Annotated in this window: 24 protein-coding genes and 1 tRNA gene; 4 read left to right on the top strand and 21 right to left on the bottom strand. The window is 68.3% G+C overall.

Features of this window, described 5'->3' with window-relative positions; translation table 11 throughout:
* Positions 1-7 precede the first annotated feature (7 nt).
* On the bottom strand, positions 8-262 hold the full coding sequence (locus ACX9I7_RS00795) for a hypothetical protein (protein WP_459386155.1): 255 nt from the start codon (positions 260-262) through the stop codon (positions 8-10).
* A gap of 75 nt (positions 263-337) precedes the next feature.
* Complete coding sequence (locus ACX9I7_RS00790) at positions 338-505, bottom strand: hypothetical protein (RefSeq protein ID WP_459386154.1); 168 nt, start codon at positions 503-505, stop codon at positions 338-340.
* A 299-nt stretch (positions 506-804) separates the two neighbouring features.
* On the opposite strand from ACX9I7_RS00790, the gene ACX9I7_RS00785 reads away from it, so the two are divergent.
* Positions 805-1,662 carry a helix-turn-helix domain-containing protein gene (locus ACX9I7_RS00785; protein WP_459386153.1) on the top strand — a complete coding sequence of 286 codons (858 nt, stop codon included), beginning with the start codon at positions 805-807 and terminating at the stop codon, positions 1,660-1,662.
* Positions 1,640-1,846, top strand: a complete 207-nt coding sequence (locus ACX9I7_RS00780; RefSeq protein ID WP_459386152.1) for a DUF397 domain-containing protein — start codon at positions 1,640-1,642, stop codon at positions 1,844-1,846. The genes ACX9I7_RS00785 and ACX9I7_RS00780 overlap by 23 nt, the downstream gene beginning before the upstream one ends.
* A gap of 202 nt (positions 1,847-2,048) precedes the next feature.
* On the opposite strand, the gene ACX9I7_RS00775 is transcribed toward ACX9I7_RS00780, so the two are convergent.
* Positions 2,049-2,717 carry an HAD family hydrolase gene (locus ACX9I7_RS00775; RefSeq protein ID WP_459386151.1) on the bottom strand — a complete coding sequence of 223 codons (669 nt, stop codon included), beginning with the start codon at positions 2,715-2,717 and terminating at the stop codon, positions 2,049-2,051.
* Positions 2,718-2,854: 137 nt separating this feature from the next.
* Between ACX9I7_RS00775 and ACX9I7_RS00770 the strand changes: the two genes are divergently transcribed.
* The gene (locus ACX9I7_RS00770; RefSeq protein WP_459386150.1) at positions 2,855-3,370 is read left to right on the top strand and encodes an NUDIX domain-containing protein; all 516 of its coding nucleotides are present in this window, start codon (positions 2,855-2,857) and stop codon (positions 3,368-3,370) included.
* Between the two features lie 66 nt (positions 3,371-3,436).
* On the opposite strand, the gene ACX9I7_RS00765 is transcribed toward ACX9I7_RS00770, so the two are convergent.
* The 6 genes from ACX9I7_RS00765 to ACX9I7_RS00740 all read right to left on the bottom strand — a co-directional run bounded on the left by ACX9I7_RS00765 (position 3,437) and on the right by ACX9I7_RS00740 (position 8,609).
* Positions 3,437-3,510: transfer RNA gene (locus ACX9I7_RS00765), tRNA-Met, on the bottom strand.
* 90 nt (positions 3,511-3,600) lie between these two features.
* Positions 3,601-5,007: a terminase large subunit domain-containing protein gene (locus ACX9I7_RS00760; RefSeq protein ID WP_459386149.1), complete on the bottom strand. Its 1,407-nt coding sequence runs from the start codon at positions 5,005-5,007 to the stop codon at positions 3,601-3,603.
* Between the two features lie 118 nt (positions 5,008-5,125).
* A complete protein-coding gene (locus ACX9I7_RS00755) occupies positions 5,126-5,677 on the bottom strand; it encodes a hypothetical protein (RefSeq protein WP_459386148.1) in 552 nt (183 codons plus the stop codon).
* A 297-nt stretch (positions 5,678-5,974) separates the two neighbouring features.
* On the bottom strand, positions 5,975-6,424 hold the full coding sequence (locus ACX9I7_RS00750; RefSeq protein ID WP_459386147.1) for a hypothetical protein: 450 nt from the start codon (positions 6,422-6,424) through the stop codon (positions 5,975-5,977).
* Between the two features lie 87 nt (positions 6,425-6,511).
* Positions 6,512-7,954: a ParB N-terminal domain-containing protein gene (locus ACX9I7_RS00745; protein WP_459386146.1), complete on the bottom strand. Its 1,443-nt coding sequence runs from the start codon at positions 7,952-7,954 to the stop codon at positions 6,512-6,514.
* Positions 7,947-8,609, bottom strand: coding sequence for a ParB N-terminal domain-containing protein (locus tag ACX9I7_RS00740; RefSeq protein WP_459386145.1), 663 nt, complete (start codon positions 8,607-8,609; stop codon positions 7,947-7,949). The genes ACX9I7_RS00745 and ACX9I7_RS00740 overlap by 8 nt, the downstream gene beginning before the upstream one ends.
* Before the next feature lie 1,160 nt (positions 8,610-9,769).
* Here ACX9I7_RS00740 and ACX9I7_RS00735 point away from each other — a divergent pair.
* Positions 9,770-10,501, top strand: a complete 732-nt coding sequence (locus tag ACX9I7_RS00735) for a helix-turn-helix domain-containing protein (RefSeq protein ID WP_459386144.1) — start codon at positions 9,770-9,772, stop codon at positions 10,499-10,501.
* A 53-nt stretch (positions 10,502-10,554) separates the two neighbouring features.
* Here ACX9I7_RS00735 and ACX9I7_RS00730 read toward each other — a convergent pair whose 3' ends face one another.
* From ACX9I7_RS00730 to ACX9I7_RS00675, 12 genes are all read right to left on the bottom strand, one after another.
* Positions 10,555-11,034: a hypothetical protein gene (locus ACX9I7_RS00730; RefSeq protein ID WP_459386143.1), complete on the bottom strand. Its 480-nt coding sequence runs from the start codon at positions 11,032-11,034 to the stop codon at positions 10,555-10,557.
* Positions 11,035-11,107: 73 nt separating this feature from the next.
* The gene (locus ACX9I7_RS00725) at positions 11,108-11,527 is read right to left on the bottom strand and encodes a hypothetical protein (RefSeq protein WP_459386142.1); all 420 of its coding nucleotides are present in this window, start codon (positions 11,525-11,527) and stop codon (positions 11,108-11,110) included.
* A gap of 20 nt (positions 11,528-11,547) precedes the next feature.
* Complete coding sequence (locus ACX9I7_RS00720) at positions 11,548-12,699, bottom strand: hypothetical protein (protein ID WP_459386141.1); 1,152 nt, start codon at positions 12,697-12,699, stop codon at positions 11,548-11,550.
* 54 nt (positions 12,700-12,753) lie between these two features.
* On the bottom strand, positions 12,754-13,020 hold the full coding sequence (locus ACX9I7_RS00715; protein WP_459386140.1) for a hypothetical protein: 267 nt from the start codon (positions 13,018-13,020) through the stop codon (positions 12,754-12,756).
* Positions 13,020-13,238 carry a hypothetical protein gene (locus ACX9I7_RS00710; protein ID WP_459386139.1) on the bottom strand — a complete coding sequence of 73 codons (219 nt, stop codon included), beginning with the start codon at positions 13,236-13,238 and terminating at the stop codon, positions 13,020-13,022. Before ACX9I7_RS00710 ends, ACX9I7_RS00715 begins: the two co-directional genes overlap by 1 nt.
* Positions 13,239-13,257: 19 nt before the next feature.
* Entirely contained in the window at positions 13,258-13,386 is a 129-nt protein-coding gene (locus ACX9I7_RS00705; RefSeq protein ID WP_459386138.1) for a hypothetical protein, read from the bottom strand.
* Positions 13,383-13,721, bottom strand: a complete 339-nt coding sequence (locus tag ACX9I7_RS00700) for a VRR-NUC domain-containing protein (RefSeq protein WP_459386137.1) — start codon at positions 13,719-13,721, stop codon at positions 13,383-13,385. The genes ACX9I7_RS00705 and ACX9I7_RS00700 overlap by 4 nt, the downstream gene beginning before the upstream one ends.
* Positions 13,718-13,966: a hypothetical protein gene (locus ACX9I7_RS00695; protein ID WP_459386136.1), complete on the bottom strand. Its 249-nt coding sequence runs from the start codon at positions 13,964-13,966 to the stop codon at positions 13,718-13,720. Before ACX9I7_RS00695 ends, ACX9I7_RS00700 begins: the two co-directional genes overlap by 4 nt.
* Before the next feature lie 193 nt (positions 13,967-14,159).
* Positions 14,160-14,390: a hypothetical protein gene (locus tag ACX9I7_RS00690; protein ID WP_459386135.1), complete on the bottom strand. Its 231-nt coding sequence runs from the start codon at positions 14,388-14,390 to the stop codon at positions 14,160-14,162.
* A gap of 18 nt (positions 14,391-14,408) precedes the next feature.
* Positions 14,409-15,296, bottom strand: coding sequence for a DNA-processing protein DprA (locus tag ACX9I7_RS00685; protein WP_459386134.1), 888 nt, complete (start codon positions 15,294-15,296; stop codon positions 14,409-14,411).
* Positions 15,297-15,367: 71 nt separating this feature from the next.
* Positions 15,368-15,586 (bottom strand): hypothetical protein, encoded by a 219-nt coding sequence (locus ACX9I7_RS00680; protein WP_459386133.1) that lies wholly within the window; start codon positions 15,584-15,586, stop codon positions 15,368-15,370.
* A 39-nt stretch (positions 15,587-15,625) separates the two neighbouring features.
* Complete coding sequence (locus ACX9I7_RS00675; RefSeq protein ID WP_459386132.1) at positions 15,626-15,892, bottom strand: hypothetical protein; 267 nt, start codon at positions 15,890-15,892, stop codon at positions 15,626-15,628.
* Positions 15,893-15,905 lie beyond the last annotated feature (13 nt).

The following is a 15,905-nucleotide window of genomic DNA, read 5'->3' as shown; positions in this document are numbered from 1 at the left end:
CGGGTGCTCACGCCTCCGCCACCCCGGCGTACTGCTCCTCCGCGCTTGCGTCGGCGAGGAACAGCCCGAGAAGCATCTGGCAGATGTAGCGGGACTCCAGCGCCCACACGAGCGCCGTGGCCGGATAGCAGTAGGCGTCGGGCGAGTCGTAGGCCGCGCGGCGTCCGATGTAGCCGAGCCTGAGGCCGGTTTTGCCCCACTGCTGCTGGTGCTTCCTCTCCGCGCGAAGCTGGACCAGCTCGGCGAGGCCCTTGGGGTTCAAGGTGCCGTCCGGGCATGAGGGCCGGGGCGCCGGAGGCGCGCTGGTGCTCGACCTCGGGCTCCCTGGCGGCCGCCGTCATGCGATACCTCCGAGCTGCGCGAAGTCCTTCCACATCTGGGCCGGCCACCCACCCGGGTCGCCGTGCTCGTCGAGGAAGGCTTTGGCCTCGTCGGACAGCGGTGGCGCATCGGTCCGGGAGGCGCCCTGCGGTGGGAGGGGCACGGGGTTCGGGGTGATCGTCACGGGGACGCTCCGTCGATGAACGGTAGGCCGGACGGCTCCGGGCATGGCTGTCCGCAGGCACACAGGCATGGCTGACTCCTGCACGAATGGGCAATGGGTGGTGGCGGCGGCCCGCCGCTGCAAATCGCCCTCGGGGGACGGCGAGCCGCCGCACTGGTCGAACCGCCCCCTGGTCGGAGAAAGAGAGGCCGGTTCAGGCAACCCAGTATCGGACCGCGTGCGTGAGGTCACCATGCTCTGGGTATCGACGTTTCGGCCCGCATATCAGTTGACGCGCCGATACGCAGACAGGGACAACGATGCCAGCAGCAAAGGAACTTGACCCGTTACGCAACCTCGCCTCGCTCGCGGGGAAGATGCTGCGCAACCGTCGCAACCTCGCAAACCTGACGCAGACGCAGCTCGGGAGCCTGATCCCGCTCTCCCAGGCGATGGTCGCCGGGATCGAGCTCGGCCAGGAGATCCCCAGCGCGGAGACCGCACAGCTCATCGACGAGGCCGTGGACGGAGGCGGCGAGCTGGCTGCCATGTGGCACCACGTTCGCAAAGACCTTCAGCAGCGGGCCACCTACCCCGCTTGGTCCTACGCCTACCTGGCTGCTGAAGCCGAATCCACCCGCATCCAGCACTTCGCGAACGTGATCCCAGGACTCGTGCAGAGCGAAGACTACGCACGAGCCCTCATCGGCTCCGGCGTCACCCTCTTCGGCGGAGACGTCGAAGAGAAGGTCGAGGCCCGCATGGAGCGGCAGGCCCTCCTCCAAGGAGAGACCCCGCCGTGGTTCTGGAGCATCCTGGACGAAGCCGCGCTCTACCGCGTCGTCGGCAGCCATCAGGTGATGTGCCGCCAGCTGGCCCACCTGCTCGAACTCGCCAAGAGACCGCGGATCTGCTTCCGAGTCCTGCCCTTCGACCGGGAGATCCCGGGTGGCGTGACCTCGATCGGGGCGATGCTCCTGGTCTCGCGGCCGGGGAAAAACGAGGCAGTCTACTGGGAGAGCGGCCTCAACGGCGCTTTCTTGGAGACACCGAAGGAAGTGGAGGTATACAGGTCCTTCTACGATCAGTTGGATCTCGACGTGTTGACCCCGCAAGCAACAACTGACCTGATCCGCAAGGCCCGTGAGGAGCATCATGCGCACTGCGAGCACCATTGACCTGACGCGCGCCATCTGGCGCAAGTCCACGCACAGCGGCAACGGCACGGACTGTGTTGAGGTCGCCGATCAGTTCCCCGGCGCCGTCCCGGTTCGCGACAGCAAGCGTCCCAATGGACCCGTCATCGTCGTGCCGGCCACGGCCTGGTCGGCGTTCGTCGACCAGATCCACTCCGGGGCGTGAACATCTGACCGACCCAGAACAGCAACGTGCCCTCTCCCCAGGGTGAGTGGGGAGAGGGCACACTTGCGTCGCGACCTGAGCAGTTTAGGCAGTATGCAGGCCGTCGGGGAGAGTGCCGCGACGTCGACGAACAGCCTGTGGCCTGCCTACGGAGTCCGAGCCAAAGCCGGGCCTTACCTGCGGTGCGAGCCGGATGGCGACGTCAAGTGGTACATCCGGCGTCAATGCCCAGCAGCGTCTCCAGGTGCGCCGCGGCCCCGGTGCCCGGCCTGGCGAGCACCGTGGTCATCCCGGCCTCGAGGGCAGGCGGCAGGTTCCACTCGTAGTCGTCGACGAACACGCACGCCTCGCCCGGCAGGCCCATGCGCTCCAGTACCGTCCGGTAGATCGCAGGGTCCGGCTTGGCCATCTGCTCCCGTTCGGAGACCACCGTTACGTCGAACAGGTCCCACACCCCCAGAGCCTCATACGGGTTGTAAGGGTGCAGGCCGAAGGAGTTCGAGAGCATCCCGATCTTGTACCCAGCCTCACGCGCCGCACGGGCCAGGGCCACCATGTCGGCCGCCGGCGCGACACCGGACCAGGCTCGGCCCATCAAGTTCTCGTGCCGTTCGAGCCCGAGCAGCCGCGCCGTCTCCCGGTTCCACTCCTCCTGGGCAATCGCCCCGATCTCAAGCTGCTCGTACAGGCGGCGGCCAGCCGGATCGTCGCCGAGGGCGTAACCCCATGCATCGGGATCGAGCCCTTCGCTCTCGCACCAGGCGCGGTGAACTGGACTGACATCTTCGGTCAGCACCCCGGCGAAGTCCAGCACAAGCCCCTGAAACTGGCGGCGACCGTCGCAACTCTCACTCACGTGCGACGTACCCATACTGCCTCCTTCGACGCATGGCCTACTGAGACGGTATCGACAGTGCCCGAACCGCGACGGCCGTTTCTCTGACCCCTTAGAGCGTGATGTTGACGAACACGGCACGGCCCACGGGCGGTATGAATAGTCTCCGCCGAGTGACCACGCCACAGCACCCCTCCGGCCGTATGTACCTCCGCAACGCCGCCTCCGGCCTCGTCGTCCGTGACGGACAGGTTCTCCTGGTCCGCGGGACCTGGCCCGACCCCGGCATCGAGAACTATTGGCTTCCTGGTGGTGGGCAACAGCCGGGTGAGACCCTGGCGGCCTGCGCGGAGCGCGAAGTTCTTGAGGAGACTGGGGTTCGGGTCAAAGCCGGTCCGCTGCTCGTCCTGCGCGAGCACATCGCAGGCAACCACCGCGGCAGCAACGTCCCCATCGACACGGGTCATCACCGAGTCGAGGCCGTCTTCTGGTGCAACATCCTCGATGCCCCCAGCACCCTCGGCGGGACCCTTCACGACGACGCGCAGACCGGCGTCGAATGGGCGCCCCTCGACAAGGTGTGCGACCTGCGGATGATCCCGCCGTTCCTGCAAGCACGTCTCCCAGAGCTGGCCGCCCAGGCCGTCACCGGGAACATCCCGGCTGTATACGCCGGAGACATCGAATGACCGGACCCGCTGAACATGGCCGGGAGACAGCAAAGGCCCGGCAAGTGCCGGGCCTTCACGTATGAGTAGCGGGGACAGGATTTGAACCTGCGACCTCTGGGTTATGAGCCCAGCGAGCTACCGAGCTGCTCCACCCCGCGTCGGTACGGTGAACAGTACGGCATCGGCCAGGTGGGGGCGAACCAGTTTTCCCGGCGCAGAAGCACTGTTCCGGCCACCCGGTGACTGATTCACCGGCGGCCCGACAGCCTCCCGTCCTGGTAGGGCACGGAGCCTGTACCGCTGTGCATCGGGTCGGCGAGCTGGGTCAGTGCGTGCACGGCCGCGTCCATACGGTCCGGGGAGTCCATGCCGGCCACCCACCTCACCATCTGTTGCTCGAGCGTCGGCCACTGGCCGACGTGGTGCACGCGGCCCTGCTCGTACAGCTGGGCAATCGGCTCTGCCCTCAAGCGTTTGCCCTGCTTGGCGGTGACCGACAAGATCGCGGGCATCAGCATGCCCTCCGTGCGGTTCTCCCGCTGGAGCTCCTGCCACGCCTGCTGGACGATCTGTCGGCTCATGTCGCCGCCGAAGTTCGACTCGATGACGATGGCGTCCGCGCGCAGCTCGATCGCCAGCAGGCACGTTTCTGCACCCCATGTCTCCGCGCCGAGATTCCCGGAGCGGTCGTCCAGGACGTATAGGCGCCCGTCTCGGTCGCGGGCCGCCGCGACGATGCCGCACTCGTCCCCGACCGCGGACTCGCCGCCGGCCGGGTCGACCGCGACGACGATCCGCGCCAGGTCGATGCCGCGCAGCTGGGCCGCGCTGATGCGATGGTTGGTGATCCAGTCCCACTGCCACACGCCGCCTTCCATCGGGCGGGGCTGCTGCATGTACAGCGACCACCACACCCGTTCGCCGACGCTGCGCCGGATCTCCTCCAGCGCGGGCTCGTCGTACCGCTCAGGCCACAGCGCCTTCCCGACGTGCCTGCCGAGGGCGTCGTTCTCGCTGAGGGCGAGGGCGGGCAGGTCGATGTGCGTCCACCGCTCGGCCTCCTCGGCCAAGATCCGGCCCGCAAGATCGTCCTCGTCCCACCGGGTCTGGATGACGATCACCGACCCGCCCGGCTCGATACGGGTCAGCAGAACCGCCTGCCACCACTCCCACAGGCGACGGCGCATCGTGGGCGACGCGGCCTCGGCGGCGTCCTTGATCGGGTCGTCAACGACCGCCAGATGGGCACCTTTACCGGTCAGGCCGCCGCCCACGCCCGCAGCGACGAAGCCGCCCTCGGAGCCGTCGAGGTCGAACCGGTTCGCCGCGGATGACCCCGGGCGCAGGGCGACGCCGATCTGCGGCCCGTACGCGAGGATCGCGTCCCTGATCCACCGGCCGTGGTCGTCGGCCAAGTCCGACGAATACGAGGCGATCATCACCCGGTGGTCCGGGCGACGGCGCAGATACCACAGCGGCGCCCACCGGGCGGCCCGCCTGCTCTTGCCGTGCCGGGGCGGCATGGTCAGCAGCAGCCGCGTCGGCTGCCCCGCCGCCACCCGTTCGAACGCGGCGTCGATCTGCGCCAGATGTGCGGCCTGCATCTCGCGGCCCTCGGTGAGGACCGCGGCCATCGCCCCCGGGGAGCGGTCCATCGCCATCTCCCGCTCGATGGCAACGAGACGGGCCCGCAACTCAGGAGAGGAGGCGGCGGCGATCTCACGGCGACGCTGCGCGGGAAGCGTCCGATAAACGCTGAGAGCCGCCTCCTCGTCAGCCCGCGTCACTGTCGCCCGGCGCACCGCCGGCCAGGCCGATCAGCCGCTCCAGCTCCTCCATGCTGGCCGACTGCACCTGCACCGGGAGCCCGTCCGGTCCAGAGACCTCCGTCCGCGCGGGCCTGTTCAGACCCAGGAGATGGGACTCGCGCTCGATGATGCGCACCGCCCGGTCGGTGGCCTGGTAGTCCCCGGACCGAACGGCCGCCCGGTACATGGGGAAGAACAGCTTCTCCAGCCGCGCCAGCATCAGCCGCCGGAGCTCATCCGTGCTCTCGTCCAGCACGGCAGCCCGCTCCGCAAGCGCCTTCGAGACGTCCTTGCACGCCAGCTCGATCAGCCGCTTGTCCGTAGGCGGCTCCAGGCCCCTCTTGTACTTCTCGATGCCGTACCCCTGCGGGTACGCGACACCATCGCTGTTGATGGAGGGGTCGGCGGCGAGCTTCCTGCCGATGGTCAGCCAGTCGACACCGGCGATCTTCAGGTCGATCGCATCGGAACGCCGCTGGGTGATGGCGGCCCGGGTAGCGCGGTTGGGGCGGCCCATGAACAGACTCCCTGGACCCCCGCGCCCTCCATCAATGATCTCGTAACGGAGAGGGATCCAGCCCTTGCGGGCGGGAAGTCCCGTTCGCTGTCGTAGCGTGACGGTTGGAGTGCAACAGTCCTGATCACTGTGGGTACTCCCGCTTTGCCCGTGCTGCCGTGCCCCGCCCGCATCAAAGGGGATCGTCGGACCGACGTGAGGCTCAGCGTGTGAGGGGACCGGACCCGGCGGGCGGGAGCGGTCCCCTCAAAGCTGCCCGACCTCGCCACCCACCGGGCGGGTGAGCCGAGGCCGTGCCTACAGCAGCCGCATCTGCCCGCGGACCCAGCTCGTCGGCCGGCTGCGCGACGTCGGGTTCGGAATGCTGGGCAGCCCGCGGGCGGCGGACAGGTGATGGGCGAACTGCCAGTTCCGGCACGTCGCGTACTTCGGATCGTCCGCGTGCGGGTCGTCGGCAGGCACGGCGTCCGCGTCGAAGGGGATTGGTCTGCCGCCCGTGAGGGTCACGTGCAGGCCCTGGACCTGGAGCTCGTGCCGCTCGCCCGGCGCCGCCTCGAACGCGAGGTGGGCGTTGTTCTGCCACCGCCGGGTGACCCCGCACAGGTACCAGGCGATCGGCGGTTCGAACTCGTCCAGCTGGACCTGCATCAGGTCCAGCTCCGGGCGGACGTGACGGCTGTAGCCGCCGTGCATGGACCGGGCACAGTGCCTCGTGAGGTCCACCCCGGTGACGTACTTCAGCCACACGAATTGATGGAACCCTTCGCGGCGAACCACGATTGTGGGCACACTCATCCTTCCCCCACTTAAAGAGAAAACAATTCACCCTCCATTCTATTTACATTCCCAGGAAGTGGCAATTTTCTGATCCCGGGATTCGCATGCGGACATCAATGATTTCACGAGCGGCTTATGGCGATTGTGTCGGTAATTCCCCGGGTATTCCATGTTGAATTCTGTCTCCAGGGCGAGGCGGCGCCGCTCCGCGCCGACGCCCAGCGGCTTCCGGCACACGGCGTAGATGTTGCTGCCCGTCGCCGCACCCATGACCTCCACCTCCCCGAAGTAGCGGCCAAGCGTCTCCCGCAGCGTCTCCCGCGTGTGGTACCGCTGCATCGTCCACACCCCGGACCGGAACGTGGCGGAGAAGTTGTTCTCGTCCAGGAAGTCCAAGCCGCACCGGTACTTCTTCGACGTCTTCTTCTTCGCAGCCCACTTCTTCTGAAGATTGCCCAGGTTGCGCGTCCCTGTGATGAATGTGCCCCCATCCGCGACGAGCGAATTGCAGGCGATCAGCACATGCTCCTCGAACTCCAACGACGTCACCGAGTTCAGGACCGAGTCCAGCACCACAATGTCGTACAGGCCGCTCTTCGCCACATCACGCTGAAGGTCCCGGATCTGCGCAACGCTGGCCGCCACATCAAGGCTGCCGGCCGTGCCATCTGTCCGAACATGCGGTTCGTACCAGTGCGCATCGAAGCCCTGCCCCCGCAGCCTCCGGATATACGCCGCCTCGCCGGCGCCGAAGTCCGCGATCCGCTGCTCCTTCCCGCCCTTCTCGATCAGAGGCAGCACGTACCGCTCGTAGGTCGTCGACCGGTTCGAGATCCCCTCATCCCCGGCAAGGCGGTGCATCTGGCACTTGTGCTGGTTGTACGCCTTGATCTCCACCCCGCTGTAGTCGTAGACGCCGTAGTCGCCGTCCAGCCACTGGATCAACTCGTCGGCCTCCTGCACCGACACCCGGTACACCAGCAGCGGCTTCCGCAGGTCCTTACACACCACCGCGTAGTCCTGGTTGAGGATCACCCGGCCCCGATGGTCGGCCACCACCGAACCCCACGTCCCGTACCCCGAGACCAGCCGCCGGATCTCCGACTGCACCACAGCGTTCGCGCGCGCCCGAACGAAGATGTCCTCCGGCTCCAGCCATGACCAGCCGTGCTCGTCCTCCGAGCACGCGGGCAGCCGCACCGTGGACCCGTCCGTCTCCACCGAGTTGTGCAGCAGGTTGAACCGGATTTCGTCGTGGATGCCGACCTGGTCGTCCAGCACGATCGCCGGCACCCGGTCCACGCCGATCGCCGCCAGGCTCTTCGTCCGCTGGTGCCCCGCGACCAAGGTGCCGCCGCGGTTGACGATCACCGGCTTCACACACCCGAACAGCTCCAGCGACCGCTGGAGCCGCGCGAACGACTCCTCGGACAGCCTGCGCGGGTTGTAGTCGGCCGGCCGCAGGTTGGACAGCGGCATCGACTCGATGAACTCAGGCACCCGCGGCCACCGTCCGGGCGCTGCCGTCCATCACGAAGTGCCCGAATCCTCCATCGGTACCGTGCGCCTCGACGTACGCCTTGTGCGCGGCCGTCAGCCGGTCGATCTCCTCGCTGGTGACCTGCACGCGGGTGACGCCCCACTGCATGTACCCCCACTGGAGGTAGTCGGCCTGCGTCGAAGCGCCCTCCGACTCCTGGGTCTCCGTCGGCAGTGCGGACGGCAGTTCCACTCGGTCCAGCAGTTCGTCCAGGGCGTCCTGGTCGTAGCCCGTGCCGTCGAGGTCGGGCAGTTCGTCGAGGATGTCGGCGAGGAGGACACTGTCGTAGCCGGCCAGGTCGGAGCTGCGGTTGTCGACGATGACGATCTTCGCCGCGGTCTCGTCGTCCACGTCGAGCCACGTGACCGCGATCTCGTCCCAGCCCAGCTCCTTCGCGGCCTTGAAGGTGTGGTTGCCTGCCAGGATCTCGTTCGGTCGGCCCGTCAGGCTGCCCTTGTTGACGACGATCGGCCGGTACTGGCCGTTCACGGACAGCGACTCCGAGATCGCCGCGACATCGCCGGTGCGAGGGTTGCGGTGATAGGGAGCCAGGTCGGCGATCGAGGCGGCAAGGTCCGCCAGGGAGGCAGGGATGCGGGTTGCAGAGGACGACACGGAGACTCCAGCCCCACGCCCACCACGAGCCTAGGCGCATGAGCCGTAGGTCACGCTGCGGGCCACAGCTCAAGTTCCGTGATCGCCCTCCAGCTGGCCTGCGCGCGTGTACGGTTGGTGGCGGTCAGTGGGTTAGACAACGCTGATCGCGACAGTCGCGGCTGCCGAAGTGAGGCAGCACGTCGTGGGACGCGCCCCGCCGGGCGAGACCTGCGGCACGCATTCCACGGGACAGTGAACGTGGGACTGTGAACATATGCACCAGATACCCGGCCCGTTGGGGTCGGCGCAGGACAAGCGAATACTGTCTGAGTCTTGCGGCGGCACGTACTCGGTCCTCACCACCTATCGAACCGGTGGCCGGACTGAGCGTGCTGTTAGCCATCCGGCCACCTCTTGAGAGGAGCCGGATTTGGAAGCTTTGACGTCGTCACCGCACGCAATAGCTGAAGTGCTCGGGTTGAGCCTGTCTCCTGCGGTAACTGTCCTCCTGCTGGGTGCCCTTGTTCTCTTCGCCTCCGCTCTCGTAGCAGTTTGCCGTGCAGACCGCCCTGACCTCCCCGCAGTGATCCGCGCGCTGGCGGAGTGGTTCCCCTGGAGCGGAGGCCGACCTCCGCGATCAAGGCGGTAGCTCGCTGAGGTGAGCGGCCACCCTGAGACAACAGGTCTCCACGGTGGCCGCCCACCCCAGCGGCTACATGCACCTCCGGCGTGCAAGCGATCACAAGAAGAAGGGGGCAACGGGCCGGACGGATCTGAGGGGGAATCCGTGCACGCCCAACAAACGGCGCTAGAACCGCGGTCGCGACCAAAGCCGTTGCCTGCGCGGCAGAGACACGGCCGGCCTCGAGCTCAAAGCGATCAGAATCGTCGCTCTGTGCTCGGGCGGCACGCCGCGCAGCGCGAGCCAGAAGGTTCCGGTTCGAGCGGCATGACCGGTGACGGCGGCAATGCTGTGGGCCACGGCGCAGAGCACCAGCGGTTCCAAAGGCATGTCCAACAACTCCTCCGAAGTCCCAAAGTCGAGGCACCAGCAGAACGCGCAACAGCCCTGTCCGGATAGCCCGGTAGACGATCACCGGTACTTGTCCGGACACCCGGACACGTCGGTACGCAGCCCACTACCCTCGGGCCAGCTGTGATTGCACACGGGGGAGCCGTTGGACACCAAGCCATTCGCCCAGTACCTCAAGGCCCTGCGCCTGAACGCGGGCAAGCCGACGTACCGGGAGCTGGAGACGCACACCGGCTACAGCAAGACCGTGATCGGCGACGCCTTTCAAGGGCGCCGCCTGCCCACGTGGCCCGTTACAGAGGCACTCGTGCGGGCGCTGCAAGCTGATCGCGAGGAGGCACGGCAGCGGTGGGCAGCAGCCGGCGGTGGTTCGACCAGCGCGACACCGATCCCCGGATGGCTGATTGAATCCCGCTCCCGCGTCCCCAAGCTGCGCACAGGCAAGGGGCTGGCCAAGGCGGCCGAGCTAGCCACCACGCAGCCCTACGCCGCCATCGATGACGGCTGGGAGGTGACCCGGCTCTCCGCGGTACAGCTGGCCGGCTCTCTCTACCAGGACCTTCCCGGCCGCTGGACCTCGAACATCGTGGCCACCTTCCGCCGGGCCGAGGACGACGGACATCTTCCCGGTGGAGCGGGTGCGGTCGCCGCGCACCTGAACGTGGTCCATGTGGGCTTGCGTATTCCGCCGTACGCGGCGCCGTCTACCGAGGTCGCGTTGCAGTACGTCGTCCTCGCCTACCGGCTCGCCTACCTCGTGAACGTCACCCTTCACGGCGAGCCCATTGAACTTCCAGCGGAGGCCCTGGCAAACGACGAGGCATCAGTTCCCCCTGAAGCACCGGTCTCCTACGCCGCAGGCGGTCGGGCAGACTGACGGCCGCGACTCGCTCGGGCACTTACCGGAGGATGTGACGGATCCGCTGCGCGTCACCGCCCCATGGCCCGTCGCCCCTCGGGCGTATACGTGTGTTCGAAGGGTGCGAGCACGCTCATGATCGCTTTGGACTCGATGACCAACGTCTGGTTGTACAGCTCGTCGGTGAAGTGCCTGGCGCAGTCGTTGTGGGCCCGGCCGTACGGCGCGGGTACTGGCGGGGTGTACCCGCAGTCCTCGGCGTTGGGCCGGTGCCCGGAGCCCTCCGCCCGCGTCCGTATCCAGGTGTCGGCGTCGACGTGGATGGTCCAGCTGATCGTGAACCGGACCTGCCCGTCGAGCTCGTCCGGGAGGTATCTGTCCACGCCGGGGTCGCGCAGGCGGGCGTCCGTGGCGTCGAGCATCGGTATGAAGCTGGCCGCGTCCGAGAGGTACCAGGGGAACTCCGGGATGCACCGGGACGGGTCCATGCCGGCTGCCTCTGCCCAGGTGTCGGGGTCGACTTCCCAACGGGTGTCGAGGCGGACGATCACGCGCTTCTCCTTCGTCGAGGGTGTGGGTGAGGCCAGGGGCGGCACCTGGTGGCGCGGCTCCTGGCCTCTTGGCTCAGTCGTGTGTGCGTGAGGTTCGGCGAGCGGTCTGGCTCGGGCGGTCTCGGCGGTTCGAGAGCGCGGAGCCGGGGCAGTCCGGCTTGCCACAATGCGGCAGCAGAGCCCCGTCGTGCTTTGCTCTGCCCCAGATGCTGCGGTAGGTGAAGGCGCGCGCATTTGGGAAGAGACCGAGGACGGCATCCTGCCTTGCTGGCCAGTTGTGGCCGCCTGCTCCGCGTTCCGTGCACCCGGTGCAGTGGTCTTCGCCTTGGATATGGCCGGCCGCCCACGCGCTTTCAGCGAGTTCCAGGAGGGTGTCGAACAGGGAGGCGCCGCGGTGGAGGCTGTCGGCTGCCTCGGCCATCAGAAGCCCGAGTTCGGGACACCTTTTGGAAGGCATCGGCCCGGTTGTCACAGTGCTGGTGTCGTTGTTCATGGTGATCCGCTCCTGTGAGGTCAGGCCTGCATGCGGCTGAGTGCCTTCGTCTCGTCGCTGCGGTGGGTGAGCATGGCGGCGGCCATGACGTCCCCGGGGGTGAGCGGCTTGGCGTCGGTGGGGATATCGATCTTGGTTGCGCCGCCCTTGATGGCGATGGTCAGGGGCAGCTTGTCCTTGACCTTGCGGTCGAGCTGCGCGAGGTCGAGGGTGAGGGAGGAGACCTTGCCGTCGCGGAGCGCCACGTCGACGCTGATGTCCTTGTCGGGGATGTCGTCCAGGTCATCGGTCATCCGGTCGACGCGGCCGCCGAGCTTGTCCGTCAACGGCTTGAGGCCGTCCGTGATGTCCTTGGCGGTCTTCTTCGCGGGCAGGGTCACCTTCACGTGATCGGCGCCGTTGACCTTGCCCGTGTTCTTGAAGGAGACGTTGCCGTCCAGGGCCTTCTCAAGGGTCTCGAGGACCTGCTTCTGCGTCTTCGCGTCCAGCTGGTCGTCCTCGGCCGGTTCGTCCTGGTAGGCCGTGGGGTCGAGGTAGACCCAGCCTCCCTTGAGGGCGGTTTTGACGCTGTCCATGGAGGGGGGCAGCGTGTCGGCCTTCTTCACCAGCTGGTCGAGGCCGGCCACGTCCGTGTCGTTCTGGTCGTCGTCGCCGTGGCTGCGTCCGAGCTGGGAGAGGTCCTTGAGGTCGGCTCGGGCGTAGAGGGTCTTGCCGGCGGACCGCATCTCCAGCATCGGCTTGTGTCCCGCGCGAGACAGGGCGAAGGAGCCGGTGCCGGAGTCGTCGTTCCGGGCGTCCTTGAGGGGCATGTCGTAGCTCAGGGCATAGGACAGGCGCAGGTCGGCGAGCGTGTCGGCGTCGGCGCGCTTGAAGTCCTTCTGGTCGCGCATGGCCGCGTAGATCTGGTCTGCGGTGGCGTCGAGGCGGATCTCCGCGGACATGGCGTGCTGGGAGCCGAGCGCGGCGAACGCCTTCTTGACCTTGGTGGCGGCGCTGTCGTGGCGGGACGGCAGGCAGGCGGTGGAGGCTGCGGCTATGAGGGCGGTGCAGCTGATGGCGGCCAGGGCCTTGCGCTTGGTGTTGATGGCGTGCTCCGTGATCGTGCTGGTGTTGCTGGGTATGGCGGCGGGGCCCTGGTGGAACGCGGCAGCGGGCCAGCTTCCCTCGGGCATCGCGAGGGCCGGGGGAGGGGCGCCGAGGCGGTGCGGCCCGGTGGGGAGGTGCCGTTACTGGACCGGGCTGCCGACGTACCGGGCCCATACGTAGCCCCGGCCGTCGTCTCCGGTGCGGGCCTGGGACTCGAAGGCGCCGGCGGGCCGGAAGGCGGCGGCTACGCCGTTGCGGATGCGGTGGCAGTAGTTGCTGGCGTGGTTGGGGCTGTCGTAGTCGGCGATGCGCGCCCATTCGCCCCTGTGACCGCGGAGTTCTTCGGCTACCTCGTATGCCTGGTGGCTTCGGCGTGGGGGCGGCACGGGCTCGAATCGGACGTACATCAGGTGGTCCTCGGCTTGTCGGCGGTCAGGTTCTCGGCGAGTGCACGGATACGGGCGGCGGTGCGCCACGGCTGGTCGGCGAGGTGTTCACAGAGGAAGTCCGCCAGGCGTGCGATCTCGGCGAGGGCTTCGTCGGTGGTGAGGCCCGGGAGACTCTGCCTGGGCGCCGGCGGGTTTGGCGTGGTGCGGTTGGCGGCGTCGCGGGCAGAGCCGGTCACGGTGGTCTCCGTCAGGGGGCTATCGGTAGTTGCAGCGGCAGGTGTTGGTGAGGAGGTTGAAGTAGCTGTCGCACGCCTTGCACCACGGCTGCTCGGGCTTGGGCTCCGGCTTGGGCGCGCGGTCGGTGGTGTCGTCGGGGGCGGTCACGGTCGGGCCTTCGGTCGGAGGTCTTCGGGGAGTTGGGCGCGGGGCCCGTTGGGGGCGAGGGTGTCGACGATGAGCTTCATGTCGCGGGGCCGCCACAGGGTGGCTTCGAGGCCGCTGGCGGCCAGGTGCTGGAGCCATTCGCGCTGGGCGGGCCGTATGCGGCCGGTGTCCGTCTTCAGCTCGACGAACAGGACGCGCCGGGTGTGCGGGTGGCCGAACACCTCGTCGGGCCATCCGGCGTCGGAGCGTTGCGAGTTGTGCGTGTGGTAGGCGAGGCTCCAGCCGCGCATCTCGGCGATCTTCCGGACCTGGCGGCGGAACTGCTCCTCGGTCACTGCTTCGCCCGGGGCGGCCGGATCGCGGCTTCGAGTACCGCCTGGTGCTCGGCCCAGCGAGGGTCTCGTGCGGCCGGCATGCCCGGGTGGGAGGCCGGGGGTGGCGGGAGCCGGCGGTGGCGCTCCTTGAGGAGGTCGGTCAAGGGCCGGGCCGGGTTGAGCTCTTCGACAATGGCCGAGAGGGGGCGCCCGTACCGCTCGGCGATCAGGGCCTCGTACTCGGCGTCGTGCGTGGTGCTTGGCATGTGTCTCTCCATGGGTGGGCCGGGACCCGCGTGGGGGTGCGGGTCCCGGCCGGAGGGGTGGCCCGTATCGGACGGGCCGGTCCGGGCAGGCTGGGCGCGGGGGGTCGCTTAGCCCGTCCGGAGGTCGGTTGGTGTCAGGGGCCGTGCCAGGGCCGGTGACGTCGTAAAACCTAGCACGACCAAACGTAGGTACCTATTTAAGGTCGGGAAGAAGGGCGCGGGAGTGCTCCAGCTCGCAGGGGTGGTAGCCCGCCGCCCGGCCTGCCCCGGCCCACAGGACCATCACCAGGGGCGCGCCGTCGAGCCAGTCCTGCCCGAAGGCTGTGACCCGACCGCGCAGGAGCTTCTTCTCCTCACCCTCGGGTGAGGCGAGGTGGACGGCGTCGCCTTTGGCGAATCCGTGCTGGCTGTCATTGGTCTGCATGTCTCGTTCCCCCTGAGATCAGGTGAGGTTCTTGGTGCGGGCGATGATGTTCGTGGCGCTGGTGACGGCCTTGGCGCGTCCCTGCCGGATCAGTTCGTTGGGTAGGTCCGAGAGCCCGGAGGTGATGGGGCCGGGCACGGCGAGCAGGGGCCGGTCCATGCGCTCGGCGGTCCGGCCGGCGAGCTCGTACTTCGCTGATACGCCCTCCACGAGGGTGACGGCCCGGGAGAGTCCGGCGATCAGGGACTCGCGCTCGACAACCGTGGAAAGGCTCGTGCGGTAGCGAGGGCCGTGCTTGCTCACCAGGAGCCCCCCGGCGTGGATGATGCTGTGCCGCGTTCTGGTGATCTCCTGCGTGGCGGGCCCGGTGATGCCGCCGGAGAGGACTCCGACGGGGGTCCCGTTGCGTGCCGCGCAGCCGGCCAGGGCGGAGGGGCCGATGCCGCTGCCGACGCCGGCTGCCGCGACGGTGTTGTACCCGAAGGAGGCGAGGCCGTCGGCCAGGTAGGCCGCGCAGTGCCTGCCGTAGTCGCTGGCCGCCATGCTTCCGACGATCGCGATGGACTTCTTTACCGTCTTGGCGAGCGAGGGGGCGCCGATCACCCACAGGCCCAGCGGGCCTTGGTCGCCGAGGCCGTTGAGTGCCTGCGGCCACTCCGGGTCTGTGGGGATGACGTACCGGGCTCCGGCCTCCTCGCCCTCGGCAAGGGCGCGCTGGCCGTCGTAGGCGAGGACCTTGGCGAGGTGCTTGGGAAGCGGCCGTTCGTCGGCGCTCGCCTCTATGGCCTTCAGGGTGAGAGCCGCCGGCACGGCTGGGGTGAGCTGGGCGATGTACTTCGACTGGAGGGTCTCGGCGAGGGTCAGGCGGGCGATGCGCTCTGCGCGCATGTCCTGGGTGTCGTTCACGTGTGGTTCTTTCGTTGTCGATCCGGAGCGGGCCCGGCGCGTTGGCCGGGCCCGGGTGAGGCGGGGAGGGGTCAGGGGCGCGGCTGGCTGTCGTCGGCGCCGTCGAAGTCGGCAAAGGGGCCGACATTGCCGCGCCACTCGAAGCCGACGCTGTATCCGGGCTGGCCGACGGTGATCCCGGCGTTCAGGCCGCGGTAGACGGTGGTAAAGGGGAGGGCAGCGAGCGCGAGCGCAAGAAGGATCAGCGCGGCGCGAGCGGAGGCAGGCAGGGCGCGGAGGCGGGTGGCCATCGGGGCTCCTTGAACGGGGCGACGGTGCGCCGCGGGGGGTTAGGCGGTGCGGGGCGGCAGGACGAGCACTTCGAGGGCGGGCCCCCACGTGGTGACCGGCTCGTCGAAGGCGCAGCCGCCGCCGGGGCTTTCGAAGTCAGTGGCCCGCCAGTCCTTCGGGCCGCCGACCTGGGGGCGCTCGAAGTGCTGCACGCCTCCCTCCGGCAGGTGGACGGCGAGTCGTATCGCGCCGGTGGCCGTGGTCTGGATGTCGGTGCGGGTGCCGTTGGTGACGGCACTCATGGCCAGGCTGTTCCCAAGGCTCATTAATGATTCCTTT

It is taken from the genome of Streptomyces sp. L500 (genome assembly GCF_054551825.1).
The sequence above is the reverse complement of the archived record's forward strand: the minus strand, read 5'-3'. Positions and strand labels throughout refer to the sequence as shown.

Coding starts and splice junctions, on each gene's coding strand:
- ACX9I7_RS00785 (WP_459386153.1), top strand. CDS start 805: ATGCCAGCAGCAAAGGAACTTGACCCGTTACGCAACCTCGCCTCGCTC.
- ACX9I7_RS00780 (WP_459386152.1), top strand. CDS start 1,640: ATGCGCACTGCGAGCACCATTGACCTGACGCGCGCCATCTGGCGCAAG.
- ACX9I7_RS00775 (WP_459386151.1), bottom strand. CDS start 2,717: ATGGGTACGTCGCACGTGAGTGAGAGTTGCGACGGTCGCCGCCAGTTT.
- ACX9I7_RS00760 (WP_459386149.1), bottom strand. CDS start 5,007: ATGGACCGCTCCCCGGGGGCGATGGCCGCGGTCCTCACCGAGGGCCGC.
- ACX9I7_RS00755 (WP_459386148.1), bottom strand. CDS start 5,677: ATGGGCCGCCCCAACCGCGCTACCCGGGCCGCCATCACCCAGCGGCGT.
- ACX9I7_RS00725 (WP_459386142.1), bottom strand. CDS start 11,527: ATGAACAACGACACCAGCACTGTGACAACCGGGCCGATGCCTTCCAAA.
- ACX9I7_RS00720 (WP_459386141.1), bottom strand. CDS start 12,699: ATGCCCGAGGGAAGCTGGCCCGCTGCCGCGTTCCACCAGGGCCCCGCC.
- ACX9I7_RS00715 (WP_459386140.1), bottom strand. CDS start 13,020: ATGTACGTCCGATTCGAGCCCGTGCCGCCCCCACGCCGAAGCCACCAG.
- ACX9I7_RS00695 (WP_459386136.1), bottom strand. CDS start 13,966: ATGCCAAGCACCACGCACGACGCCGAGTACGAGGCCCTGATCGCCGAG.
- ACX9I7_RS00690 (WP_459386135.1), bottom strand. CDS start 14,390: ATGCAGACCAATGACAGCCAGCACGGATTCGCCAAAGGCGACGCCGTC.
- ACX9I7_RS00680 (WP_459386133.1), bottom strand. CDS start 15,586: ATGGCCACCCGCCTCCGCGCCCTGCCTGCCTCCGCTCGCGCCGCGCTG.
- ACX9I7_RS00675 (WP_459386132.1), bottom strand. CDS start 15,892: ATGAGCCTTGGGAACAGCCTGGCCATGAGTGCCGTCACCAACGGCACC.